Annotated in this window: 23 protein-coding genes; 7 read left to right on the top strand and 16 right to left on the bottom strand. The window is 62.9% G+C overall.

The window, feature by feature from the left end:
* Nucleotides 1-13: 13 nt before the first annotated feature.
* Both AC1RTQ_RS22590 and AC1RTQ_RS22585 read right to left on the bottom strand, forming a co-directional pair.
* Nucleotides 14-469 carry a hypothetical protein gene (locus AC1RTQ_RS22590; protein WP_492879063.1) on the bottom strand — a complete coding sequence of 152 codons (456 nt, stop codon included), beginning with the start codon at nucleotides 467-469 and terminating at the stop codon, nucleotides 14-16.
* 260 nt (nucleotides 470-729) lie between these two features.
* Nucleotides 730-2,025, bottom strand: coding sequence for a DEAD/DEAH box helicase (locus AC1RTQ_RS22585; protein ID WP_492879061.1), 1,296 nt, complete (start codon nucleotides 2,023-2,025; stop codon nucleotides 730-732).
* 125 nt (nucleotides 2,026-2,150) lie between these two features.
* Between AC1RTQ_RS22585 and AC1RTQ_RS22580 the strand changes: the two genes are divergently transcribed.
* Together AC1RTQ_RS22580 and AC1RTQ_RS22575 are read left to right on the top strand one after the other, a co-directional pair.
* Nucleotides 2,151-3,146, top strand: a complete 996-nt coding sequence (locus AC1RTQ_RS22580) for a quinone oxidoreductase family protein (protein ID WP_492879059.1) — start codon at nucleotides 2,151-2,153, stop codon at nucleotides 3,144-3,146.
* 58 nt (nucleotides 3,147-3,204) lie between these two features.
* On the top strand, nucleotides 3,205-3,474 hold the full coding sequence (locus tag AC1RTQ_RS22575; RefSeq protein ID WP_492879057.1) for a hypothetical protein: 270 nt from the start codon (nucleotides 3,205-3,207) through the stop codon (nucleotides 3,472-3,474).
* A 215-nt stretch (nucleotides 3,475-3,689) separates the two neighbouring features.
* On the opposite strand, the gene AC1RTQ_RS22570 is transcribed toward AC1RTQ_RS22575, so the two are convergent.
* From AC1RTQ_RS22570 to AC1RTQ_RS22540, 7 genes are all read right to left on the bottom strand, one after another.
* Nucleotides 3,690-5,000, bottom strand: coding sequence for a citrate synthase (locus tag AC1RTQ_RS22570; protein WP_003053203.1), 1,311 nt, complete (start codon nucleotides 4,998-5,000; stop codon nucleotides 3,690-3,692).
* 30 nt (nucleotides 5,001-5,030) lie between these two features.
* Nucleotides 5,031-5,324, bottom strand: a complete 294-nt coding sequence (locus AC1RTQ_RS22565; RefSeq protein WP_302089784.1) for an FAD assembly factor SdhE — start codon at nucleotides 5,322-5,324, stop codon at nucleotides 5,031-5,033.
* Nucleotides 5,324-6,028 (bottom strand): succinate dehydrogenase iron-sulfur subunit, encoded by a 705-nt coding sequence (locus AC1RTQ_RS22560; RefSeq protein ID WP_003053210.1) that lies wholly within the window; start codon nucleotides 6,026-6,028, stop codon nucleotides 5,324-5,326. Before AC1RTQ_RS22560 ends, AC1RTQ_RS22565 begins: the two co-directional genes overlap by 1 nt.
* 27 nt (nucleotides 6,029-6,055) lie before the next feature.
* Nucleotides 6,056-7,861, bottom strand: coding sequence for a succinate dehydrogenase flavoprotein subunit (gene sdhA, locus AC1RTQ_RS22555; RefSeq protein ID WP_302089785.1), 1,806 nt, complete (start codon nucleotides 7,859-7,861; stop codon nucleotides 6,056-6,058).
* A 33-nt stretch (nucleotides 7,862-7,894) separates the two neighbouring features.
* Nucleotides 7,895-8,260, bottom strand: coding sequence for a succinate dehydrogenase, hydrophobic membrane anchor protein (gene sdhD / locus AC1RTQ_RS22550; RefSeq protein WP_003063575.1), 366 nt, complete (start codon nucleotides 8,258-8,260; stop codon nucleotides 7,895-7,897).
* Nucleotides 8,261-8,301: 41 nt separating this feature from the next.
* The gene (gene sdhC / locus AC1RTQ_RS22545) at nucleotides 8,302-8,727 is read right to left on the bottom strand and encodes a succinate dehydrogenase, cytochrome b556 subunit (RefSeq protein WP_003063573.1); all 426 of its coding nucleotides are present in this window, start codon (nucleotides 8,725-8,727) and stop codon (nucleotides 8,302-8,304) included.
* Nucleotides 8,728-8,873: 146 nt separating this feature from the next.
* Nucleotides 8,874-9,665: a GntR family transcriptional regulator gene (locus tag AC1RTQ_RS22540; RefSeq protein ID WP_409815750.1), complete on the bottom strand. Its 792-nt coding sequence runs from the start codon at nucleotides 9,663-9,665 to the stop codon at nucleotides 8,874-8,876.
* Nucleotides 9,666-9,895: 230 nt separating this feature from the next.
* Here AC1RTQ_RS22540 and AC1RTQ_RS22535 point away from each other — a divergent pair, with 230 nt between their 5' ends.
* The 5 genes from AC1RTQ_RS22535 to acnB all read left to right on the top strand — a co-directional run bounded on the left by AC1RTQ_RS22535 (nucleotide 9,896) and on the right by acnB (nucleotide 16,012).
* On the top strand, nucleotides 9,896-10,885 hold the full coding sequence (locus AC1RTQ_RS22535) for a malate dehydrogenase (protein WP_003053219.1): 990 nt from the start codon (nucleotides 9,896-9,898) through the stop codon (nucleotides 10,883-10,885).
* 14 nt (nucleotides 10,886-10,899) lie between these two features.
* Nucleotides 10,900-11,724, top strand: a complete 825-nt coding sequence (gene tam, locus AC1RTQ_RS22530; RefSeq protein ID WP_492879051.1) for a trans-aconitate 2-methyltransferase — start codon at nucleotides 10,900-10,902, stop codon at nucleotides 11,722-11,724.
* A complete protein-coding gene (locus tag AC1RTQ_RS22525; protein WP_409815747.1) occupies nucleotides 11,721-12,725 on the top strand; it encodes an HpcH/HpaI aldolase/citrate lyase family protein in 1,005 nt (334 codons plus the stop codon). The genes tam and AC1RTQ_RS22525 overlap by 4 nt, the downstream gene beginning before the upstream one ends.
* Before the next feature lie 31 nt (nucleotides 12,726-12,756).
* On the top strand, nucleotides 12,757-13,329 hold the full coding sequence (locus tag AC1RTQ_RS22520) for a hypothetical protein (protein WP_492879049.1): 573 nt from the start codon (nucleotides 12,757-12,759) through the stop codon (nucleotides 13,327-13,329).
* 97 nt (nucleotides 13,330-13,426) lie between these two features.
* A complete protein-coding gene (gene acnB, locus AC1RTQ_RS22515) occupies nucleotides 13,427-16,012 on the top strand; it encodes a bifunctional aconitate hydratase 2/2-methylisocitrate dehydratase (protein ID WP_492879048.1) in 2,586 nt (861 codons plus the stop codon).
* 112 nt (nucleotides 16,013-16,124) lie between these two features.
* Here acnB and AC1RTQ_RS22510 read toward each other — a convergent pair whose 3' ends face one another.
* The 7 genes from AC1RTQ_RS22510 to AC1RTQ_RS22480 form a co-directional block, all read right to left on the bottom strand.
* Nucleotides 16,125-16,259 carry a hypothetical protein gene (locus AC1RTQ_RS22510; protein ID WP_492879045.1) on the bottom strand — a complete coding sequence of 45 codons (135 nt, stop codon included), beginning with the start codon at nucleotides 16,257-16,259 and terminating at the stop codon, nucleotides 16,125-16,127.
* Between the two features lie 308 nt (nucleotides 16,260-16,567).
* The gene (locus tag AC1RTQ_RS22505; protein ID WP_492879044.1) at nucleotides 16,568-17,578 is read right to left on the bottom strand and encodes a Bug family tripartite tricarboxylate transporter substrate binding protein; all 1,011 of its coding nucleotides are present in this window, start codon (nucleotides 17,576-17,578) and stop codon (nucleotides 16,568-16,570) included.
* A gap of 27 nt (nucleotides 17,579-17,605) precedes the next feature.
* Nucleotides 17,606-19,045 (bottom strand): FAD-binding oxidoreductase, encoded by a 1,440-nt coding sequence (locus tag AC1RTQ_RS22500; protein WP_492879043.1) that lies wholly within the window; start codon nucleotides 19,043-19,045, stop codon nucleotides 17,606-17,608.
* A gap of 57 nt (nucleotides 19,046-19,102) precedes the next feature.
* Nucleotides 19,103-19,480, bottom strand: coding sequence for a RidA family protein (locus AC1RTQ_RS22495; RefSeq protein WP_492879042.1), 378 nt, complete (start codon nucleotides 19,478-19,480; stop codon nucleotides 19,103-19,105).
* Complete coding sequence (locus AC1RTQ_RS22490) at nucleotides 19,477-20,409, bottom strand: alpha/beta hydrolase (RefSeq protein ID WP_492879040.1); 933 nt, start codon at nucleotides 20,407-20,409, stop codon at nucleotides 19,477-19,479. Before AC1RTQ_RS22490 ends, AC1RTQ_RS22495 begins: the two co-directional genes overlap by 4 nt.
* Nucleotides 20,399-21,388, bottom strand: a complete 990-nt coding sequence (locus AC1RTQ_RS22485; RefSeq protein WP_492879038.1) for an NAD-dependent epimerase/dehydratase family protein — start codon at nucleotides 21,386-21,388, stop codon at nucleotides 20,399-20,401. Before AC1RTQ_RS22485 ends, AC1RTQ_RS22490 begins: the two co-directional genes overlap by 11 nt.
* Nucleotides 21,389-21,396: 8 nt before the next feature.
* A complete protein-coding gene (locus AC1RTQ_RS22480; protein WP_492879036.1) occupies nucleotides 21,397-22,392 on the bottom strand; it encodes a Bug family tripartite tricarboxylate transporter substrate binding protein in 996 nt (331 codons plus the stop codon).
* Nucleotides 22,393-22,394: the final 2 nt, after the last annotated feature.

The raw sequence follows: 22,394 nt of genomic DNA, 5'->3' as shown, positions 1-22,394 counted from the left end.
TTTTACAAATTGGTCACAGTTTCCAGCCGAACTCGAGCGCAATGAAAGCCGAGCATTGGCCACAGGTCTTCGGTGCAGCGCGGACCGTAATGCTGTAGCGCTCCCCCTGCCAGCGCACCAGGGCTCCTGCGGCCGCCATGACGGGGCGGGTGTAGTTGGTGCGCAAACCGGCATAGACGCCAGAGTGCAGATTGCCAAAAGTCAGCGGCGTGTACTCGCCTATGGCGTAGGTGCTCCAGCGGTCGATGCTGTTGCGATAGAAGCCGGCCTGCACGGAGAAATCGCTGGAAAACTCTCGTCTGATACCAAGACCCAGGTTTTCCTCGTTCCATTTCTTGCCATGTTGCCTTTCGCTGAAATGATGGCTGACGGTGTGCAGGTTGCGGTGTGTAGATTGATATGCCAGGCACCTGCAGGCAGGCTGGCTGGCCTGGGCAGGCTGATTGACCTGGGCAAACTGACGGGTCACGGCAGTCTGATTGGCTTCGTCGGCCTGGGTTGCGGAGCAGGCAATGGCGATGGTCTACCCTGCCAGTGCTTTGAACGATTGCATTGCCGCTCCCCTCGTATTGCTTCACAGGCGCATGCCGACAGGTCGGTGACATCCTTGGCTCGCGTTCGCGGTGCTGTCCGGCCTGATGAAGGCGGTTTCTGTCAGACGTCAAAAAGGCCGCAGGAGCGGCCTTGTCACAAGTGAGGCTTGGACTGCTCGACTCTGCAGTCGATTGGTCAATCGCCTGGCTGCTGCTTTGCGGCGGCAGCTGCAGCGCGCAGCTTGTCTTTCTTGCTGGGTCTGCGGCCCTTGATCCCGCCGTTGCCATCCTGTGCGACGGGAGGTGGCGGCACTTCTTCGGTGGGCTCGAAGCCTTCAATCTGTTCCAGTGCAATGTCTAGCTGGTTGCGTTTGCAGATCAGCTCCCAGTGCGCGGTTTCTGCGGGTGGAACAAAAGTGATAGCTGCTCCCGCGTGTCCGGCGCGGCCTGTGCGGCCAATTCTATGAATATAGTCGGCGGGCGAGCGTGGCAGGTCGTAGTTGATGACCGTGGGCAGCTGCGCAATATCAATGCCGCGTGAGGCCAGGTCGGTGGTGATGAGCAGCTGCCAGCGCTTGGCCTTGAACTGGTCGAGCACATCCTTGCGCGCACCCTGGCTCATATCGCCGTGGAAGGTGGTGGCGAAGATGCCTGCCTTGTAGAGCTTGTCGGCCATCATTTCGGCGGTGTGGCGCTTGGCGACAAAGACCAGCGCGCGCTCCCACTCGGGTTGGCCTTCGCCATCCTTGACCAGCTGGCGCAGCAGCTGGGTGCGGCGGGTGCTGTCCACGGCAATGGCGCGCTGGCTGATGTTCTCGGGGCTGGCCGAATGCTCGGCGGCCTGGTCGGCATCGACCTGCACGCGAACGGGGTCATGCAGCAGGCGGGTGGCCAGCGCCTCCACGTTCTGCGGGAAGGTGGCCGAGAACAGCAGGGTCTGGCGCTTGGCGGGCAGCAGGGCCAGCACGCGGTTGAGTTCCTCGGCAAAGCCCTGGTCCAGCAGGCGATCGGCCTCGTCAAGCACCAGATGCTGCACCGCATTCAGGCGCACGGCGTTGTTTTCCACCAGATCCAGCAGGCGGCCCGGCGTGGCGACCAGAAAGTCGGCGCTGCCACGCAGCTGCATCATCTGCGGGTTGATGGAGACACCGCCATAGACCACGCGGCTGCGTGGTTGCTCACGCAGTTTGCGTGTGATGTCGCTCAGGCTTTCATGAACCTGCAGGGCCAGCTCGCGCGTGGGCACCAGAATCAAGGTGGCCAGCGGCCGCACAAAGCCGGTGTGGCCGCGCTTTTGCGCCAGCCAGGCCTGCAGCAGGGGCAGCAGATAGGCCATGGTCTTGCCCGAGCCCGTGGGCGCGCAGGCCCAGAGGTCGCGCCCGGCCAGCACGGCGGGGATGGCCTCGGTCTGAATCGGCGTTGCGTCGCGCAGACCCAGATCAAGTGTGGCATCCAGAAGCTCGGCGCGCAGGCCTAGTGGGGCAAAAGACATAGAAGAATCAATAGCGGTGTGCAGGAGGCGCATTGTGCGGGAATTGCCGCGTCGCAGCGGGGCGCAGGGACAAGCGCGGCGGCAGGCTACATTCGGAGGATTCCAACCCTAGAGGAGCGCAAACCATGATTCAGGCCACGCATCAAGCCATTGTCATGACGGAGTACGGAGGCCCCGAGGTCCTGAAGATCGCCTCGGTCGCTTCGCAGCCACTGGAGGCCGCTCAGGTGCGCGTGCGGCACACGCGCATTGGCGTGAACTTTCACGATATCTATGTGCGCTCGGGGCTTTACAAGACGCTGGCGCTGCCGGGCACGCCCGGCATCGAAGCCGTGGGGGTGGTGGCTGAAGTGGGGGAGGGCGTGAGCCGCTTCAGGCCTGGAGACCGGGTCTGCTATGTCTCTGGCGCCTATTCCATCTACGCCGCCGAGCGCGTGATTGCGCACGACGAGCTGATGGCCGTGCCCGATGACCTCAGCGACGCGCTGGTCGCCTCCAGCCTGCTGCGCGGGCTGACGTCCGATGTGCTGCTGCACCGGGTGGCCAGGGTCAGCCAGGGCTCGCGGATTCTCGTGCAGGCCGCCGGTGGCGGCATGGGGCAGATTCTGAGCCAGTGGGCAACGCAACTGGGGGCCATGGTGATCGGTACGGCGGGCAGCGATACCACGGCAAAAAAGGCCGAACAGGCCGGTTGCGTGGAGGTGATCCGCTATCGCGGCACGGACGCCCAGGATGTGGCTGCGCGTGTGCAGCAGCTGACTGGCGGCGAAGGCGTGGATGTGGCTTATGACGGCGTGGGCAAGGACAGCTTCGACGCCTCGCTGGCCAGTCTGGGCATCGGCGGCCAATTGGTGATGTACGGGCAGTCTTCCGGCCCGGTGCCGCCGCTGGAGATTGCGCGTCTGGCCGCGAAGTCGAGCGGCGTATGCCGGCCCATGGTGTTTCACTTCGTCAAAAAGCCCAAAGAGCGCGATGCCATGGCCGCGCGCCTGTTCGAGGCGCTGCGCAAAAAGCATTTCCGCATGGGCGAGCCGCAGGAGTTTGCACTGGCCGATGCGGCGCAGGCCCACCGGCTGCTGGAGGCGCATGGCGCCCAGCAGCCCATCTTGCTTGTGCCCTGACGGAGGCTGCCCGCGCCACAGGCTGACCTTTTCAGGCCCGTCAAAGCGCATGAGCAGCATGGCGACAAAGTGCTGGGCGCAGCCATCGGCCTGGGTGATGCAGACATCCAAGGAAAAGACCACGGAGTCCTCGTCGGCCATTGGGCTCGGCCATGATTTGCTCGGCAGAGCATTCGGCGACCTGCTCGCGGCCCAGCGAGGTGTGACGGCTCGGGTGGCGCTGGTTCCAGTCCCGCACGGCGTGGCCCAGCTCCAGATTGCGTCGTCGTCTTGCATGCATGAAGAGCAGCATGGAAGCGCCGATTTCGGGCTGGTTCGGCATTTCTGACTCGGACTACTTAGTGAATTTTTATAGCATATAGCGCATGCTATCAAAGGAATTCATGGTGTTTTCAATCTGAAATACATATGGGTAGTGCGCAAGCAGCTATGGTTTTTGTCAGGTGCCGAGATTGCAGGTTCACGTAAAAAAGCCCGCGGACTTTGCAGTCTGCGGGCTTTTTGCCACCCTGAGACCCGGATATCCGGGCCTGGGCGCGCCGATCAACGCTGAGCGATAGGCTTGACGTCGCGCGACACGGAGCCGGTGAACAGCTGGCGGGGACGACCGATCTTGTACTCGGGGTCGGCCATTTGTTCGTTGAGCTGAGCGATCCAGCCCACGGTGCGGGCCAGAGCGAAGATGCCGGTGAACAGGTTGACGGGGATGCCGATGGCGCGCTGCACGATGCCGGAGTAGAAGTCCACGTTGGGGTAGAGCTTGCGCTGGACGAAGTAGTCGTCTTCCAGGGCAATCTTTTCCAGCTTCTTGGCCAGGGCGAACAGGGGGTCGTTTTCCAGGCCCAGTTCGGCCAGGATTTCGTTGCAGGTTTCCTGCATCAGCTTGGCGCGGGGGTCGTAGTTCTTGTAGACGCGGTGGCCAAAGCCCATCAGCTTCACGCCGCTGGTCTTGTCCTTGACCTGTTCCATGAACTCGCCGACCTTCTCGATGCCGCCGTTGGCCTGGATGCCTTCCAGCATGTTCAGGCAGGCTTCGTTGGCGCCGCCGTGGGCAGGACCCCACAGGCAGGCCACGCCAGCGGAGATGGCGGCAAAGGGGTTGGTGCCGGACGAGCCGCACAGACGCACGGTGGAGGTCGAGGCATTTTGCTCGTGGTCTGCGTGCAGGATGAAGATGCGGTCCAGAGCGCGTTCAACCACGGGGTTGACCTTGTACTCTTCGCAGGGGTTGCCGAACATCATGCGCATGAAGTTGCCGGCATACGACAGGTCGTTCTTGGGGTACATGTAGGGCTGGCCCATACCGTACTTGTATGCCATGGCAACCAGAGTGGGCATCTTGGCGATCAGGCGGATCGCTGCAATGTTGCGGTGCTCTGGGTTGGTGATGTCGGTGCTGTCGTGGTAGAAGGCCGACATGCCGCCCACCAGACCGGTCAGCACGGCCATGGGGTGAGCATCACGACGGAAGCCGCGCAGGAAGAACTGCATCTGCTCGTTGACCATGGTGTGCTTGGTCACCAGCTCTTCGAAGTCGGCCTTTTCCTTCTCGTTGGGCAGCTCTCCGTACAGCAGCAGGTAGCAGGTTTCCAGGAAGTTGCAGTTCTTGGCCAGTTGTTCGATGGGGTAGCCGCGGTACAGCAGCTCGCCCTTGTCGCCATCGATGTAGGTGATGGCGGATTGGCAGGCGGCGGTAGAGAGGAAGCCCGGGTCATACGTGAACATGCCAGTCTGGGCATAGAGCTTGCGGATGTCGATCACATCCGGGCCGATATTGCCCTGGTACACCGGCATTTCCACACTGGGAGCGCCATTGCTGAAAGACAGCGTTGCTTTGTTGTCAGCGAGTTTCATTTCCAAACTTCCTTCTCTAGTTTGCCTAGCCTACTGGGGACAGCTACCGGGCTGGCGCTTGCGCACCATCTCCAGCACTTCCCTGACTTCTTGGGTATCGAGTTGTCCTTCAGGTTCCTTGCGGCGCAAGAAAAGATCCATCAGGTCGTTGTCTGCCAGATCCATCAAGGCAGACAGGCCAGTCGCGTGTCTCCGCGTGAGCTGGCTTCCGTAGGTGGCGAAGAACTGCTCGATGAACAGATCGTTCTCAACCAGGCCACGGCGGCTGCGCCACCTCAGCAGGTCGCGCTCACGTTCGTCGAGCAGAGTATTCGTCATCAGCATCAGACGGTTCGACGAACCATCAGCTCCTTGATCTTGCCAATGGCTGCGGTGGGGTTCAGGTGCTTGGGGCACACGTCCACGCAGTTCATGATGGTGTGGCAGCGGAAGAGGCGGTAAGGATCTTCCAGATTGTCAAGGCGCTCGCCCGTGGCTGTGTCGCGGCTGTCCGCGATGAAGCGGTAAGCCTGCAGCAGACCGGCCGGGCCCACGAACTTGTCGGGGTTCCACCAGAACGAGGGGCAGCTGGTGGAGCAGCTGGCGCACAGAATGCACTCGTACAGGCCGTTGAGCTCTTCGCGCTCTTCGGGCGACTGCAGGCGCTCCTTGCTGGGCGAGGCGTAGACATCGCTTTGCAGGTAGGGCTTGATCGAGTGGTACTGCTTGAAGAACTGGGTCATGTCCACGATCAGATCGCGGATGACGGGCAGGCCGGGCAGGGGCTTGAGAACGATGTCGCCCTTGAGGGTGTTCATGTTCGTCAGGCAGGCCAGACCGTTCTTGCCGTTGATGTTCATGGCGTCGGAGCCGCACACGCCTTCACGGCAGGAGCGACGGAAGGCGATGGAGGGGTCCATGGCCTTGAGCTTGACCAGGGCGTCCAGCAGCATGCGCTCGTGACCGTCCAGCTCCACTTGCACGGTTTGCATGTAGGGCTTGGCGTCTTTGTCCGGATCGTAGCGGTAGATTTTGAATGTGCGCTTCATTTTGATCTTCTCTCGTGGGCTGCTGAATTAGAACGTGCGGACCTTGGGAGGAACGCTGGCAACGGTCAGGGGCTTGAGGTTCACAGGCTTGTAGGACAGGCTGTTGGTGGCGCTGTCCCACAGGGTGTGCTTGAGCCATTCCTTGTCGTTGCGGCCCAGCGGGAATTCGGCGTGGTCGGCAGGGTGCTCGTAGTCGTACACGGTGTGTGCGCCACGGCATTCCTTGCGGGCTGCGGCCGAGGTCATGGTGGCTTGCGCCACTTCGATCAGGTTGTCCACTTCCAGGGCTTCCATGCGGGCGGTGTTCCACACCATGGACTTGTCCTTCAGGGTCACGGAGCCGACCTTGTCGCGGATCGCGTTGATCTTCTCCACGCCTTCGTCCATGCTCTTTTGCGTGCGGAACACGCCAGCGTGGGTCTGCATGGATTGGCGGATCTCGCCGGCGACGTCCTGGGCGTAGGTGCCGTCCTTGGAGTCCTGCAGCTGGTTGAGGCGCGCCAGGGTGCGCTCTGCGCCGTCGGCGGGCACTTCGTGGTGAGCGCCGAAGCCGTTGACGAATTCCACGATGTGCTTGCCGGCAGACTTGCCGAAGACCAGCAGGTCCAGCAGCGAGTTGGTGCCCAGGCGGTTGGCGCCGTGCACGGACACGCACGAGCATTCGCCCACGGCGTAGAGGCCGCCCACCACGTTGTTCTGCTGACCGTCCCAGACCACGACCTGACCGTTGATGTTGGTCGGGATGCCGCCCATCTGGTAGTGGATGGTGGGAACCACGGGGATGGGCTCCTTGGTGATGTCCACGTTGGCGAAGTTGTGGCCGATTTCTTCCACGGAAGGCAGGCGCTTGCGGATGGTTTCGGCACCCAGGTGGTCCAGCTTCATCAGGATGTAGTCCTTGTTGGGACCGCAGCCGCGACCTTCCTTGATTTCCTGGTCCATCGAACGCGACACGAAGTCACGTGGTGCCAGATCCTTCAGCGTGGGAGCGTAACGCTCCATGAAGCGCTCGCCTTCGCTGTTGAGCAAAATGGCGCCTTCACCGCGGCAGCCTTCGGTCAGCAGCACGCCGGCACCGGCCACGCCGGTGGGGTGGAACTGCCAGAACTCCATGTCCTGCAGAGGAATGCCGGCGCGAGCAGCCATGCCCAGGCCGTCGCCGGTGTTGATGAAGGCGTTGGTCGAAGCCTGGAAGATACGGCCGGCACCGCCGGTAGCCAGCAGCACGGCCTTGGCGTGCAGCTCGTACAGATCGCCGGTTTCCAGCTCCAGTGCGGTCACGCCGACCACATCGCCCTGGGTGTTGCGGATCAGATCCAGCGCCATCCACTCAACGAAGAAGTTGGTCTTGGACTTGACGTTCTGCTGGTACAGCGTGTGCAGCATGGCGTGACCGGTACGGTCGGCCGCTGCGCAGGCACGTTGCACGGGCTTTTCGCCGTAGTTGGCGGTGTGGCCGCCGAAGGGACGCTGGTAGATGGTGCCGTCGGCATTGCGGTCGAAAGGCATGCCGAAGTGCTCGAGCTCGATCACGACGTTCGGCGCTTCACGGCACATGAACTCGATGGCGTCCTGGTCGCCCAGCCAGTCGGAGCCCTTGATGGTGTCGTAGAAGTGATAGTGCCAGTTGTCTTCGCTCATGTTGCCCAGCGAAGCGGACACGCCGCCCTGGGCGGCCACAGTGTGCGAGCGAGTGGGGAAAACCTTGGACAGCGAGGCGACGGACAGACCGGCGCGCGACAGTTCCAGCGCAGCGCGCAGGCCGGAGCCGCCGGCACCGACGATCACGACGTCAAACTTGCGCTTGGTGATATTTGCTTTGGAGTAGCTCATTCTTAACCTTCAATCGTGGAGACTGTGTCTCAATCAGAGACGCCACAGAACCTGGATGCCCCAGCCGATGCAGCCGACCAGCCAGACAATGGTGACCACTTGCAGTGCAAGGCGCAGGCCCACAGGCTTGACGTAGTCCATCCAGATGTCACGCACGCCGATCCAGGCATGCCAGCCCAAAGCCACGAAGAGGGCCAGGGTCAGAAACTTCATCCACTGGGGAGCAAAAATGCCGGCCCACTGCTCGTAGCCCACAGGGCCGCCGACCGTCAGAAAGCGCACCAGCAGCACAACGGTGTACAGAGCCATCAGGACGGCAGTAGAGCGCTGGGCCAGAAAGTCGCGGGTGCCATAGTGCGCACCGACAACAGTGCGCTTGGAGCCGTAATTCACGGACATGGTTGTTTCCTTATCGTGAGGTGTTATTGACTGGACGCTGATCAGTACAGGCCGAACAGCTTGGCGCCAAGCACCACGGTCAGGGCAACGCTGATGCACAGCACGACTGCGGCGGTGGACTTGCCGGTCTGCTTGTTCACGGCATGGTGGTTCACGTCCATCACCAGATGGCGGACACCTGCGCAGAAGTGGTGCAGATAGGCCCAGATCAGCGCCAGGCAGACGAGCTTGGCAAACCAGCCAAAGGGACCTGCGAATACCGACGTGAAGGAATCAAACGAAATTTCCGACGAGATCGAGTTGTCGAACATCCAGATGATGAACGGCAGCAGGATCGCCATCAGCAGGCCGCTGACGCGGTGCAGGATGGACACGATGCCTGCCAGGGGCAGGCGATAGGTCGGTAGGTCCGAGAAGAAGTTGATATTGCGGAACTCTGGCCGCTGTTTTGCTTTTTGCTCTGTCATGGCAGGGTACTTTCGTGGATGTAACTGCGTTGTAATCGCTAGTGCGAAGCGACACAAAATTCTATTGCAATGCAGCAGAATCCGTTAGCCGAATTTGCATAGCAGATGATTGGGCTCTGTTGCAATCAACGCTTTTACGGGGGGATTCAGTTCAAAGCATTGCGGTAATGATGGGTGTCGGTGCGGTACAGGCCGCGCCGTAACTCCATGGGAACATCGTTGTAGGTGTAAGCAGTTCGCTCCACGCTGAGCAGCGGCGTGGTGCTGGGGATGTTCAGCAGCTGGGCTTGCTCGGCATCCGGCAGAACGGCGCGAATTTTCTCGTCGGCCCGTACCATGCGCACGCCATAGACCAGCTCGAACATGGCGTAGGTGGGGCCCTGGTAGCTGGACATCTGCTCGGCCGTCAGCCCCTTGAAGGCGTTGCCAGGCAGCCAGATGTCCTCCAAAATGGTCGGAATTGCCGCAAAGGACAGGGTGCGGCGCACATGCATCACGGCGTCGCCGGTGCGCAGGGCCAGGGAGCGGGCCACTTCGGCGGGCGCGCGCAGGCGGCGGCACTCGAGGATGTGGCGCTCTGCGCGGCCTTCGCCCTGCAGGTCGCCGGCATCGGGGCGCAGATTCAGGAAGCGGTACTGCACCTGCTGGGCGGCGTGAGTGGCCACAAACGTGCCCTTGCCCTGACGGCGCATGACCAGATTTTCGGCGGCCAGTTCATCGATTGCCTTGCGCACCGTGCCCTGGCTGACCTTGAAGCGGGCTGCCAGCTCCATTTCACTGGGGATCAGTTCTCCGGGGCGCCATTCGCCAGCTTCCAGGCTTTGCAGGATCAGGCCCTTGATCTGCTGGTACAGAGGGCTGAAGGCTGGGGTGGAGACGCCGGCACCACCGCTATGGCTGGCGTTGTTGTCCGGGGCTGTGTTTTGGGGGCTGGGCATAGTTGGTTTTGAAGGTATCGCCTCCGCGATGCGATGCACAAAAAACAGTCGATTTGACTATGGTCGCTAAGTGAAGATCATATCTTATATAAGACATAAGACAAATTGACCGGGCTTTGATTTCAGCAGTACACTTGCCGCATGTTTGCGGAGCTTGCGCTACTGGTGGTTACGCTGGTGCAACTTGGCGCCCATAACATCTCACTTTTTTCCAATCTTGGAGTTTCACCATGAGCAAGAAGCCCGTCCGTGTCGCCGTTACCGGCGCAGCTGGCCAAATCGGTTACGCCCTGTTGTTCCGCATCGCCTCCGGCGAAATGCTGGGTAAAGATCAGCCCGTTATTCTGCAACTGCTGGAAATCCCCGACGAAAAGGCTCAAAACGCTCTGAAGGGCGTGATCATGGAGCTGGAAGACTGCGCCTTCCCTCTGCTGGCCGGCATCGAAGCCCACGCAGACCCCATGACCGCCTTCAAGGACACCGACTACGCTTTGCTGGTGGGCGCCCGTCCCCGTGGCCCCGGCATGGAACGTGCTGACCTGCTGGCTGCCAACGCCCAGATCTTCACCGCCCAGGGCAAGGCTCTGAACGCCGTGGCTTCGCGCAATGTCAAGGTTCTGGTGGTGGGCAACCCCGCCAACACCAACGCCTACATCGCCATGAAGTCGGCTCCCGATCTGCCCGCCAAGAACTTCACCGCCATGCTGCGCCTGGACCACAACCGCGCTGCTTCCCAGCTGGCTGCCAAGGGCGGCTTCAAGGTTGGCGACATCCGCAAGCTGACCGTGTGGGGCAACCACTCGCCCACCATGTACGCCGACTACCGCTTCGCCACCGTGGACGGCAAGTCCGTGAAGGAAGCCATCAACGACCAGGAATGGAATGCCAACGTGTTCCTGCCCACCGTGGGCAAGCGCGGCGCCGCCATCATCGCTGCTCGCGGCCTGTCGTCGGCTGCTTCGGCTGCCAACGCTGCCATCGACCACATGCGTGACTGGGCCCTGGGCTCCAACGGCGAATGGGTCACCATGGGCGTGCCTTCCAACGGCGAGTACGGCATCCCCGCCGGTATCGTGTTCGGTTTCCCCGTGACCACCACGGCTGACGGCGAATACAAGATCGTCGAAGGTCTGGAAATCGATGCCTTCTCGCAAGAGTGCATCAACAAGACTCTGGCTGAGCTGCAAGGCGAGCAAGACGGCGTCAAGCACCTGCTGTAATCAGCGCAAAACCTATGCAAGACTGGAACCCTGCGCTGTATCTGCGCTTTGCCAATGAGCGCACGCGCCCTGCGGCAGAACTGCTGGCAAGAGTACCTTCCAGCTTGCATTCACCCGCTCGCAGCCTCCGCATCGTGGATCTGGGCTGCGGGCCGGGCAACTCCACCGAACTTCTGGTGGAGCGTTTTCCCGGCGCCGATGTGCTCGGTGTCGACAATTCCGAAGCCATGCTGGAGACTGCGCGAAAGCAGTTGCCGCAGGCCAGGTTCGAGGCCGGTGATATTGCCTCCTGGGCACCTGCTGAAGGTGAGCCAGCACCTGATTTGATCTATGCGAATGCCTCCATCCAGTGGGTGGGCGAGCATGAGAGCCTGATTCCTCGTCTGTTTTCGCTGCTGGCGCCCGGTGGCGTGCTGGCCATACAGATGCCTGACAACCGTCAGGAACCCTCGCACCGAAACATGCGCGAAGTCGCGCAGCTGCCCCGGTTTGCCGCGCACATCGGGGATGCGAGCAAGGTGCGTACCGAGATTTTGCCCATAGGGGTCTATTACGACCTGCTGGCAGCGCCCCAGCCGGCGGCTCCCGCCAATGAGGCCGCGAGCGTGGATGTGTGGCACACCGTCTACCAGCATCCCATGGACTCGGCCGCAGCGATTGTGCAGTGGCTCAGCAGCACGGGCCTCAAGCCTTTCGTGGAAGGTTTGCCCCAGGAGCTGCAAGCCGAGTATCTGAGCGAGTATCAAAGCCGCATCGACGCGGCTTATCCGGAGCGAGCCGACGGCAGGCGTCTGCTGGCTTTCCCCCGACTTTTCATGGTGGCTCAGCGCAAGTCATGACGAAAGAACTGGTTCACCCCGCCACCGTGCTGCTAGATGCTCAGGGTGGCGCTCAGCGTCTGCCCGTCTGCGATCACTACAGCGGCGTGGAAGCGCGCATGCGCAAAAGCCTGCAGTTGCAGGCCGAGATGATGCAGGAGTTCGGCACCTGCGTGTTCGATGTGACGCTGGACTGCGAGGACGGAGCGCCTGTCGGCCAGGAGGCCGGGCACGCTCGTCTGGTCGTCGAGCTGGCGAACGGCGCTGCTCAAGGCGCGCGTGTGGCGGCCCGGGTGCATGCGGTGGAGCATGCACATTTCCAGGCAGACATGGACATCATTGCCGGCGGCGCTGCTGACAAGCTCTGCCACATCATGATTCCCAAGGTGGAGTCGGTCGATGACGTCATCAAGGCCGAAGCAGCCCTGCAACGCGCAACAGACAAGCGTGTGCCGCTGCATGTCTTGATTGAGTCTCCTGCTGCCGTGCAGCAGGCCTTCGACATCGCCGCACATCCGGCCGTGCAGAGCATCTCCTTCGGGCTGATGGATTTTGTCTCGGCCCATGGCGGCGCCATCCCCGCGTCCGCCATGACGGCGCAGGGCCAGTTCGAGCATCCGCTGGTCGTTCGCGCCAAGCTGGAGATCGCGGCCGCCTGCCATGCCCACGGCAAGGTGCCTTCGCACTGCGTGGTCACGGAATTCAAGAATCCTGAAGCTTTGGGTGCTTGTGCGCAAAAAGCCTCGCGTGAGCTTGGCTACACACGCATGTGGAGCATTCATCCTGACCAGATTCGCCCGATTTTGCGTGCATTTGCGCCAGCCGAAGACGAAGTTCTACAGGCGGCACAAATACTTACCTCCGCAGCGGTGCAGAATTGGGCGCCCATCAGTTTTGGTGGTGTACTACACGACCGCGCGAGCTACCGCTATTTTTGGCAGTTGCTGGAGCGCGCTCACCAGACGGGGCAGGTCTTGCCGGTTGAAGTTCAACCCTGGTTTGCCCCGGCCTCAATCCGTTGAACTCATAACAAGTCTGCAGGAGCTAATTCCTATGAAGACCCTGATCGCCACTTTGATGATTGCCGCCCCCCTGGTCGCAATCAGCCACTCTGCCGTGGCAGAAACCGCTCCCAAGGCCAAGGCAGCCACCGCCAAGAAGGCTCCCGCCGCCAAGAAAGCCACCACTGCGTCCAAGAAGGGCAAAGCTGCCGCTGCCGTCGCTGCAGGTGGTGCGGGTGCCGCCGCAGTCGTGGCGGCCGGCCCGGCTTCCTCCCCCCTGGGCACGGAAGAGCTGGCCGTGGCCGAACGCGTGCACAAGGGCCGCATTGCCTGTGAGCTGGGCGCCTATGTGAACGTGAACGCCGACGCAGCCAACCCTGGCTACTTCATCGTTGACGGCCGTGGCTTCAAGTACCACATGTCCCCCGTCAAGACTTCCACGGGCACGGTGCGCCTGGAAGACAAGGCAGCTGGTGCCGTGTGGCTGCAGATCGCCAACAAGTCCATGCTGATGAACCAGAAGGCCGGCCAGCGTCTGGCGGATGAGTGCATGAGCCCCGAGCAGCAGCAAGTGGCCGAAGCCATCCGCAAGAACCCACCTCCCAGCCTGCTGGACAGCAAATAAGTCTGGCGAGGCTGAGGACTGGCGTATCGCACATGCGCCAGTCCTGTAATTCGCGCTCCACGCGCAGCCTTTTTCAAAAAACCATTGGAGAGAACCCATGTTGAAAGCCTACCGTGACCATGTGGCAGAACGCGCCGCACTGGGCATCCCCCCGCTGCCTCTGGATGCCAAGCAGGTCGCAGACCTGATCGAGCTGATCAAGAACCCACCCGCTGGTGAAGACGCATTCCTGATGGATCTGCTGACTCATCGCGTGCCGCCGGGTGTGGATGATGCAGCCAAGGTCAAGGCTTCCTTCCTGGCTGCCGTGGCTCACGGCGACCTGAAGGTGGGTCTCATCTCCAAGGCCAAGGCCACCGAGCTGCTGGGCACCATGGTGGGCGGCTACAACGTGCACCCCCTGATCGAGCTGCTGGACGATGCAGAAGTGGCCGGTGTGGCTGCCGACGCGCTGAAGAAGACATTGCTGATGTTCGACTTCTTCAACGACGTGGCCGACAAGGCCAAGGCCGGCAATGCCAAGGCCAAGGAAGTGATGCAGAGCTGGGCCGATGCCGAGTGGTTCACTTCGCGTCCCAAGGTCGAGGAAAAGATCACCGTCACCGTCTTCAAGGTGCCTGGCGAGACCAATACCGACGACCTGTCGCCCGCTCCTGACGCCTGGAGCCGTCCCGACATTCCTCTGCACTACCTGGCCATGCTCAAGAACACGCGTCCCGACGCGGCGTTCAAGCCCGAAGAAGACGGCAAGCGCGGCCCCATGCAGTTCATCGAAGACCTGAAGAAGAAGGGCCACCTGGTTGCCTACGTGGGTGACGTGGTCGGTACCGGGTCATCCCGCAAGTCCGCCACCAACTCCATCATCTGGGGCACGGGCATGGACATTCCCTTTGTTCCCAACAAGCGCTTTGGCGGCGTGACGCTGGGCGGCAAGATCGCTCCCATCTTCTTCAACACGCAAGAAGACTCCGGCGCACTGCCCATCGAAGTCGATGTTTCCAAGCTGGAAATGGGCGACGTGATCGACGTGCTGCCCTACGCTGGCAAGATCGTCAAGAACGGCGAAACCGTGGCTGACTTCCAGCTCAAGTCCGACGTGCTGCTGGACGAAGTGCAAGCCGGCGGCCGTATCAACCTGATCATCGGTCGCTCGCTGACAGCCAAGGCGCGCGAAGCCCTGGGTCTGCCCGCATCCACCGTGTTCCGCCTGCCCCAGGCGCCCGCTGCCTCCACGGCTGGTTTCACACTGGCCCAGAAGATGGTCGGTCGCGCTTGCGGTCTGCCCGAAGGCCAGGGCGTGCGCCCCGGTACTTACTGCGAGCCTCGCATGACCACCGTGGGTTCGCAGGACACCACCGGCCCCATGACCCGCGACGAGCTCAAGGATCTGGCCTGCCTGGGCTTCTCCGCCGATATGGTGATGCAGTCCTTCTGCCACACAGCCGCTTACCCCAAGCCCGTGGACGTGAAGACCCATCGCGAGCTGCCCAACTTCATCAGCAACCGCGGCGGCGTGGCCCTGCGCCCTGGTGACGGCGTGATCCACAGCTGGCTCAACCGCCTGCTGCTGCCCGACACCGTCGGTACCGGCGGCGACTCGCACACCCGCTTCCCCATCGGCATTTCCTTCCCCGCAGGCTCCGGTCTGGTGGCCTTCGGTGCCGCTACCGGCGTGATGCCTCTGGACATGCCCGAATCCGTGCTGGTGCGCTTCAAGGGCGAAATGCAGCCTGGCGTGACCCTGCGCGATCTGGTGCACGCTATTCCTCTGTACGGTATCAAGCAAGGTCTGCTGACCGTGGCCAAGGCCGGCAAGATCAACGAGTTCTCGGGTCGCATCCTGGAAATCGAAGGTCTGCCCAACCTGAAGGTCGAGCAGGCGTTCGAGCTGTCCGACGCATCTGCCGAGCGCTCTGCCGCCGGTTGCACGATCAAGCTCAACCCCGAGCCGATCAAGGAATACCTGACTTCGAACATCGTTCTGATGAAGAACATGATCGCCGACGGTTATGCCGACGCCAAGACCCTGCAGCGCCGTATCGAGAAGGTCGAAGCCTGGCTGGCCAAGCCCGATCTGCTGGAAGCCGACAAGGACGCCCAGTACGCCCACATCATCGAAATCGATCTGGCCGACATCAAGGAACCCATCGTCTGCTGCCCCAACGACCCCGATGACGCCAAGACCCTGTCTGACGTGGCCGGTGCCAAGATCGACGAAGCCTTCATCGGCTCCTGCATGACCAATATCGGTCACTTCCGCGCCGCAGCCAAGCTGCTGGGCGGCCAGCGCGACATCCCCGTCAAGCTGTGGGTGGCTCCTCCCACCAAGATGGACCAGACCGAGCTGATCAAGGAAGGTCACTACGCGGCTTTCGGCACTGCCGGTGCCCGTACCGAAATGCCCGGCTGCTCGCTGTGCATGGGCAACCAGGCCCAGGTGCGCGAAGGTGCGACCGTGATCTCCACCTCGACCCGCAACTTCCCCAACCGTCTGGGCAAGAACACCAATGTGTATCTGGGCTCGGCCGAGCTGGCAGCCATCGCTTCGCGTCTGGGTTACCTGCCTTCCAAGGAAGAGTACCTGAAGGAAATGGGCGTGATCGATGCCGACAAGGCCTCCGTCTACCGCTACATGAACTTCAACGAAATCGCCGAGTACGCTGAAGTGGCCGCCAAGATCTAAGCGTCTAGGCACCAGAAATCAAGGCCTTCAAGGGCCTTGCTAAAAAGCCCGCAGGATGCAAGTCCTGCGGGCTTTTTTCTTGCTTCGGGCTGCCAAGCGGATGGTGTGCCGCTTACTCCAGGAAATCGCCTGTCATGACACGCTTGAGGCTCAAGATGCCCGATTTCGGTGGCACGTAGTAGACGAAGTTGCCAGTGCCCGGCGCAGCGCGGGGCGAGAGAGTGATGAGGCGGTCGTCGGGCTTCATGCGCCGTGTGGCTTCCTAGCAGCAGGTGAAGGTACCGAGCGGGTTGACATTGACCGCGGTGCGAAGGTCTTCTTTGGTGATGCCAAGGAAGGAGTGCATGGGGCTGATGCCGGCAGCAGCACCATGACGTCGATCCGCGCCTCGGCAGAAAGTAAATCCATGATGGCCGCGAGGACCCGAATGTTCGCCACGTGGGCGGTTGTTTTTCAGCCCTTCATCTTGAAGCGATGCAGTGGCTTTCAGTATGGCGTCAGCGTTTAGGCCGGGACCATGGGAACTTCTCGCTCAGGCGAAGAGATATGAGGGGGCTATTGGGGCAGATATCCGCTGGCCTTGATGAGCTGGCCCCAGGTCTGTGCGTAGGCCTGCTCGCGCAGCCGCATCTGCTCGGCGTCGAGGTATTGCGGAATCAGGCCAAGGCTGGCCAGCCGCTCCTGCACGTCGGGTCTGGCGAGAATCTTCTGCATGGCTTGGGTGAATGCCGCTATGTCGCCCGCCGAGGTTCCTTGCGGTGCGTAGACCGCATAGAAGGGGCTTTCCTCGAAGCCGGAGACCCCGAGTTCCCAAAAGGTCGGGGTGCCAGGCATGCCGGGGTGCCGCTCTTTGCCGGACACCGCCAGAACGTTGATCTTGCCTGCCTTGTGCGATTCCAGCACATCGTTGAGCGACGAGATGCCGGCCAGAATCTGGCTGCCCATGATGTCGCTGAGCATGGGGGCTGCGCCCTTGTAGGGCACTGGGGTCAGGTCCAGTGAGTTCCTGGCGCCGATGGCGATGGTCATGAATTCAGGCAGCGAAGCTGGCGCAGGAATGCCCACGCTGCCTCTGCCTGCTTCCTTGTCGTGAACCCAGCGAATGTACTCGGCGTAGCTTTTGACGGGCGTGCCGGCGCCAGTGAAGAGTGCGGAGACATAGATGGCCACGCCGGCCACCGGCGTGAAGTCCCTGGAGGTATCGAAGCCTGGCTGCTTCATCACCAGGGGGATGATGGAGATGGTGTGGTCATTGGTGAAGAAGAGGGTGCTTCCATCCTTGGGGGCGGCCTTGAGTGCTTGCGCTGCCACCTGGCCCCCTGCGCCTGGCCGGTTCTCCACGATCACGGACCGGTGCAGTTCTTCCCTGAGCTTGTCGGCCAGATAGCGGGCCACGACATCGGTGCCGCCGCCCGGCGAGAATCCGACGAGCAGTTTGACGGGCTTCGTCTTGTTGCCTCCGCGCGCGAGCGCGATGGGGCTGGACAGGGCAAGGGTTGTGGCAAGTGCGCTTGCAAGAAGCGCGCAGGCGGCACGTCGCATGCAGGTGTTGCGGGCAGGTGTCATGGTCGGGTTCCTTTGTGTGCGGTGAATTCATTCCAGATCGAAGATGCGGCCAGCGTTCAGCCGCCCGGCGGGGTCAAGGGCGCGCTTGAGTGCGCGCATCAACTCGATTTCCTGGGGGCTCCGGCTGATGGCCAGGTATGGCTTCTTCGAGATGCCGATACCGTGTTCTCCCGAGACGGAGCCGCCCAGCTTCCCTGCGGATCGGTGCACGAGGTCTTCGATCTCCTGTTTCATCTGCGGCTGGTCCGCGGGATAGCCGACGACCAGGTGCAGGTTCCCATCGCCGAGATGCCCGTAGGTTTGCGTGCGGTGCAGGCCGTGCGCGCGCAGTTGCGAGTGGACGTCTTCGAGCCATGCAGGCATCGAGGAGATGGGCAGGCTGATGTCGAAGCCAGCAAACGGTGCCACTGCCGCCGCAGCTTCGCCGGATGACTCCCGGATGCTCCACAGGCGCCGGGTATCTTGCTCGGATCGGGCAATCACGGCGTCCGAGCTGGTAGCCAACTCAAGAAATTCGCCTAGTGCCTCCATGAACAAGTGTTCGTCGGCTTCGGCATCCTGCCCCATGGCTTCGATGAGCACCAGATTGCCGCCAGGCTCAGCAAATGGTGTTCCTCCCACGTGCAGTTCCGTCGTCACCATGTCGTAGAAGTCGCGCCACATCGCTTCGAAACTTGTCAGGCGCGCACCCAACCGCCTTCTGCAGTGGTTGAGCAGCTCCACCATCTGCTCGAAGCTCTGGACGCTGACGAGGGCAGTCTGGCGAGTGGTAGGCAGAGGCTGCAGCGCGAACACCAGCCGCGTGATGACGCCCAGCGTTCCCTCGCTGCCGATGAACAGGTGCTTGAGGTCGTATCCGGCGTTGTCCTTGAGTGCCTTGCCAAGGTGGCTGATGACCTGCCCATCCGCAAGCACGGCTTCCAGGCCGATGATGGATTGGCGTGCCATCCCGTAGCGCAGGACCCGGTTGCCTCCCGCATTCGTCGCGGCGATGCCTCCGACGTGGCAGGAGCCCTTGCTGCCGATGTCGATGGGAAACAGCAGGCCGCGGGCGGCTGCGGCTTCCTGGGCCTCCTGCAGCTTCACGCCGGCCTGGACGGTCATGGTCTGGCTGGCTGCATCGATTTCCTCGATGGCATTCAGCCTGTCCAGCGACAGGATGATCTCTCCGGGCCGGGCCAATGCTCCATCCACCAGGCCGGTCATTCCGCCTTGCACGGCGATCGGCAGCCCCAGCGCATGCGTGACCCGCATGGCTGCCGCAAGGTGCTCCGGTGTGCGCGGGCGCAGTACCGCGAGCGGTGTGGCTTCGCGCACGCCCCGCCAGTCGGTGCCGGCGTATGCCGGTATGGCATCTTCGATGGCCAGCAGCGACGCATCAGAGTGCGGCGCCAGCGCGGCAGCCAGGGATGTCAGTCGCTGGTCTGTTCTGGCAGTGGTTGAGGAGGCGTTGCTTGCAGATGGCATGGCGGTGGTTCCTGGTGGAAGGTGTTGTCGCGGCGCTTGCGCCAGGCGTTGGCGGGCTCAGGGGGCGATGGCCGCATAGACCACCATTTCCACGCGCATGCCTGGCGCAACCAGGCCTCGCACCGCGACGCTGGAGCGGTTGGGGTAGGGCGCTTCGAAGAATTCGCGGTAGATGCTGTCGATGACGGGCATGTCCCGCTCGTCCGTCATGTAGATCAGCACCTGGGCCACATCGCTCATCCGGCCCCCGGCCGCCGCGACGGCCCGGCGGACGTTTTCCAGCGTCAGGCGGGCCTGCTGCTCGATGGGGCCGGTGTCGAGCGTGCCGTCGCCGCGCACCGGGCCGTGCGTGGTGAACAGCAGGCCACCGGCTTTCACTGCCCAGGAGAAGGGCTGGGCGATGGAAGGCAGGCCGATATCGACTATGTGCTTCATGGTGCGGATGCCTCCAGGATGCGTGCCAGGCGCTGGTACCAGGAGGCCTGGGGTGCGCTCAAGGCGGTATGGGTGGAAAAGTGGTCCTGTCCCGCTTCGATGCAGAGCGAGCATGGAGCGCCGACCTGCGACAGCCTGTGCGCAAGCTCCTGGTTGGTGCGCTGCACACGCTCGCTGTCGTGTTCACCGTAGCTCAGGTGCATGGGCACGGTGCTGTTCGCGCTCCAGTGGACGGGGCTCATGGCAGCATCGTCGTCGGGCTTGCGCAGGACCATGGTGTAGACACGCTGCTCCAGGCTGCCGGTTTCAGGGGCCGGATGGTGCAGGTCCATGATGCCGCTGATGGGCAGGCAGGCGCGGACGACTTCGGCCGGTATGCCTGCCTTGCGGGCATCGGGCTGCCGCAGGGCGATCAGGGCCGCCAGATGGCCGCCGGCGGAGTGCCCCGCGAGGTGCAGGCGATGGGCGCAGCCGCCGAAGGACGGTGCGTTGTCGAACACATGGCGCAGCGCGGCAAGCCCGTCTTCGTAGGCCGCAGGCAGCCTGTCCTGTGGCGCAAGCCGGTAGGAGGGAGCAATCAGGATGCAGCCCAGCTTCGCCACCAGCGGCGCCATGAAGCTGACGTAGCCGCGGTAGCCGTTGGTCCAGCCACCGCCATGCCAGAAGACCAGAACTGGTGCGTCCTGGGCATTTTTCGGACCGAAAACGTCGTACCGGTGCAGCGGATGCCGACCGTAAGGGACGCCAAGGCGCACGTCGAGTCCGTCGGTCGGCAGCTCTCGGGCCAGGGCCATGACCTGGCGCGCGTAGGCCTCGGCCTGGGGAAAGGGCAATGGCATCTGGTGATCGGGGTCTGCCAGCAGCCACTGTGCATCGGTCGGACGTCCGTTGCCCGCAAGGTGCTGAGCCTGCATGGATTCAATTTTCATTGGCGATACAGAAGGGGGCGAAGTGTTCGATGGAGTCGGCGAGCGCATGGGTGGGCTGCCATGCCAGCTCGCGCGCCGCAGCGGATATGTCCGACGCGGCACGGCGCACATGTGCAAAGCCGGCAAAGCCGCCTTGCGGCGCGACCCGCATGTCCACCCGCAAGGCGGGGTGGCAGCGGCGCACGCCGGCCACGAAGTCCTCGAAGCCGTGCAGCCGGCCCAGGCCGATGTGGTAGATGCCCTGCGCCGGATCTTTGGCATCCAGGGCCGCGACGTTGGCATGCGCGCAGTCGCGCGCGTCGATGAATTCCTCTCCTCCCTGCCAGACGAGGTAGGGGTCGTCGATGACGGAGACCTCGCCCCGGGCGGCGGGCCCGGCCAGCGATGAGAGCACGCGCGCCGGCACCGATGTGCCGGGGCCGCTCCAGGCACTGATCACTGCGGCATAGCGCAGCGATATGGTGTCGACGCCATACAGGTCGCGGTACAGCAGCGCCAGATGTTCCGCCGCCACCTTGGTGGCCGCGTAGATGGAGCCTGGGCGATGGCGGATCGATTTCAGGCTGAAGTCCTCTGGCAGGCTGTCGCCTTCGAAGTCGCCGAACACGGGGTAGCCGACGGTCGTGGAGCTGGCGATGACGACCCTCTGCAGCCGGTGCAGCCGGGCGATTTCGAGCAGGTGAGCCGTGCCCATGACATTGACTTCCACGCCCTTGACCGGGTCCTGGCGGATGGCGGTGGACAGCAGGGCCGCTGTGTGGACGATACGGCGTACGCCGTGGCTTTCGACAAGCCGGGTCAGCCGGGCGAAATCCGTGACGTCGGCGACTTCGATGCGGACCCGGGGATCGTCGACGATGGTGGCGATGGCCGCGAGGGCCGGAGCCACGTCGGCCAGGAGCACGGATTCTCCGCGCTGCGCCAGCAGACGGGCCGTGTGGCAGCCGATCACGCCGGCGCCTGTAACAAGTGTTGTCATGGTGTTCCTCAGTTGGCCTGGATGCCGAACTCCTTGACGATCTGCCGGTAGCGCTGGTAGTCGTTCTGCACCACCTGGCCCAGCACGGCTGCATCGCCGCCAACGGGCGCCAGGGCAATCGTCTCCATGCGCGCTCTCACATCGGGCATCTTGAGGATCGCATCGCAGTGCTGGTTGAGCAGCCTGACCAGATCCGGCGGCATGCCCTTGGGGCCCATCAGTGCCTGCCAGGCGCCGACCTCGGCACCCGCATAGCCCAGCTCGGCGAGCGTGGGCACCTGGGGCAGGAAGGGCGAGCGCTTCGGGTCCGCGACCGCAATCGGCACCAGTTTGCCCGCCTTGATGTACTGGGCTACCGGCCCCAGGGTGGTGTACATCATGGGCAGTTGGCCGCCCACGAGGTCTGCCACGGCGGGCACGCTGCCGCGGTAGGGAACCTGGGTGATCTTCACGCCGGTGGCCTTGTCGAACAACTCGCCCAGGATGTGCATGGGCGAGCCGTTGCCGGGGCTGGCATACGAGGTGATCTTGCCGGCCTTCACGCTGGCAAGCAGCTCCTTCACGGAGGACACGCCCGAAGCTGCCGTGGCCACGACGAACAGCGACTGGCTGCCCAACTGCGAGATGGCGGTGAGGTCGCGCACCGGGTCGACCTGGGCGCCCGCCACGCCCTTGAGCACGTGGGGCGTGATCGTGATGGTGTTCGGCGCCAGCAGCAGGGTATAGCCGTCGGGGACTGCCTTCGAGACATAGGCGGTGCCGATGGTGCCAGCCGCGCCGGTGCGGTTCTCGACGATCACCGGCTGGCCCAGTCGGGTGCCCAGCTTTTCTCCGATCAGGCGGGCCAGTACGTCGGTGTCGCCGCCTGCGGGATAGGCAACCACCAGGGTGATGGGCTTGTGCGGGTAGCGGTCGGCCGCGTGCGATGGCGCGGTGCCAGACAGAAGGCCGAGGGCCGTGGTGCATGCGGCCGCGATGAGGGCGCGCCGGCGATGGTGGTTCATGG

The sequence above is a fragment of the Comamonas sp. GW821-FHT11H03 genome (genome assembly GCF_058807955.1).
The sequence above is the reverse complement of the archived record's forward strand: the minus strand, read 5'-3'. Positions and strand labels throughout refer to the sequence as shown.

What these genes read in the sequence shown, in the direction of transcription:
- AC1RTQ_RS22585 (WP_492879061.1), bottom strand. Translation starts at nt 2,025, where the DNA reads ATGTCTTTTGCCCCACTAGGCCTGCGCGCCGAGCTTCTGGATGCCACA.
- AC1RTQ_RS22580 (WP_492879059.1), top strand. Translation starts at nt 2,151, where the DNA reads ATGATTCAGGCCACGCATCAAGCCATTGTCATGACGGAGTACGGAGGC.
- AC1RTQ_RS22575 (WP_492879057.1), top strand. Translation starts at nt 3,205, where the DNA reads ATGGCGACAAAGTGCTGGGCGCAGCCATCGGCCTGGGTGATGCAGACA.
- AC1RTQ_RS22570 (WP_003053203.1), bottom strand. Translation starts at nt 5,000, where the DNA reads ATGAAACTCGCTGACAACAAAGCAACGCTGTCTTTCAGCAATGGCGCT.
- AC1RTQ_RS22565 (WP_302089784.1), bottom strand. Translation starts at nt 5,324, where the DNA reads ATGCTGATGACGAATACTCTGCTCGACGAACGTGAGCGCGACCTGCTG.
- AC1RTQ_RS22560 (WP_003053210.1), bottom strand. Translation starts at nt 6,028, where the DNA reads ATGAAGCGCACATTCAAAATCTACCGCTACGATCCGGACAAAGACGCC.
- sdhA (WP_302089785.1), bottom strand. Translation starts at nt 7,861, where the DNA reads ATGAGCTACTCCAAAGCAAATATCACCAAGCGCAAGTTTGACGTCGTG.
- sdhD (WP_003063575.1), bottom strand. Translation starts at nt 8,260, where the DNA reads ATGTCCGTGAATTACGGCTCCAAGCGCACTGTTGTCGGTGCGCACTAT.
- sdhC (WP_003063573.1), bottom strand. Translation starts at nt 8,727, where the DNA reads ATGACAGAGCAAAAAGCAAAACAGCGGCCAGAGTTCCGCAATATCAAC.
- AC1RTQ_RS22540 (WP_409815750.1), bottom strand. Translation starts at nt 9,665, where the DNA reads ATGCCCAGCCCCCAAAACACAGCCCCGGACAACAACGCCAGCCATAGC.
- AC1RTQ_RS22535 (WP_003053219.1), top strand. Translation starts at nt 9,896, where the DNA reads ATGAGCAAGAAGCCCGTCCGTGTCGCCGTTACCGGCGCAGCTGGCCAA.
- tam (WP_492879051.1), top strand. Translation starts at nt 10,900, where the DNA reads ATGCAAGACTGGAACCCTGCGCTGTATCTGCGCTTTGCCAATGAGCGC.
- AC1RTQ_RS22525 (WP_409815747.1), top strand. Translation starts at nt 11,721, where the DNA reads ATGACGAAAGAACTGGTTCACCCCGCCACCGTGCTGCTAGATGCTCAG.
- AC1RTQ_RS22520 (WP_492879049.1), top strand. Translation starts at nt 12,757, where the DNA reads ATGAAGACCCTGATCGCCACTTTGATGATTGCCGCCCCCCTGGTCGCA.
- acnB (WP_492879048.1), top strand. Translation starts at nt 13,427, where the DNA reads ATGTTGAAAGCCTACCGTGACCATGTGGCAGAACGCGCCGCACTGGGC.
- AC1RTQ_RS22510 (WP_492879045.1), bottom strand. Translation starts at nt 16,259, where the DNA reads ATGAAGCCCGACGACCGCCTCATCACTCTCTCGCCCCGCGCTGCGCCG.
- AC1RTQ_RS22505 (WP_492879044.1), bottom strand. Translation starts at nt 17,578, where the DNA reads ATGACACCTGCCCGCAACACCTGCATGCGACGTGCCGCCTGCGCGCTT.
- AC1RTQ_RS22500 (WP_492879043.1), bottom strand. Translation starts at nt 19,045, where the DNA reads ATGCCATCTGCAAGCAACGCCTCCTCAACCACTGCCAGAACAGACCAG.
- AC1RTQ_RS22495 (WP_492879042.1), bottom strand. Translation starts at nt 19,480, where the DNA reads ATGAAGCACATAGTCGATATCGGCCTGCCTTCCATCGCCCAGCCCTTC.
- AC1RTQ_RS22490 (WP_492879040.1), bottom strand. Translation starts at nt 20,409, where the DNA reads ATGAAAATTGAATCCATGCAGGCTCAGCACCTTGCGGGCAACGGACGT.
- AC1RTQ_RS22485 (WP_492879038.1), bottom strand. Translation starts at nt 21,388, where the DNA reads ATGACAACACTTGTTACAGGCGCCGGCGTGATCGGCTGCCACACGGCC.
- AC1RTQ_RS22480 (WP_492879036.1), bottom strand. Translation starts at nt 22,392, where the DNA reads ATGAACCACCATCGCCGGCGCGCCCTCATCGCGGCCGCATGCACCACG.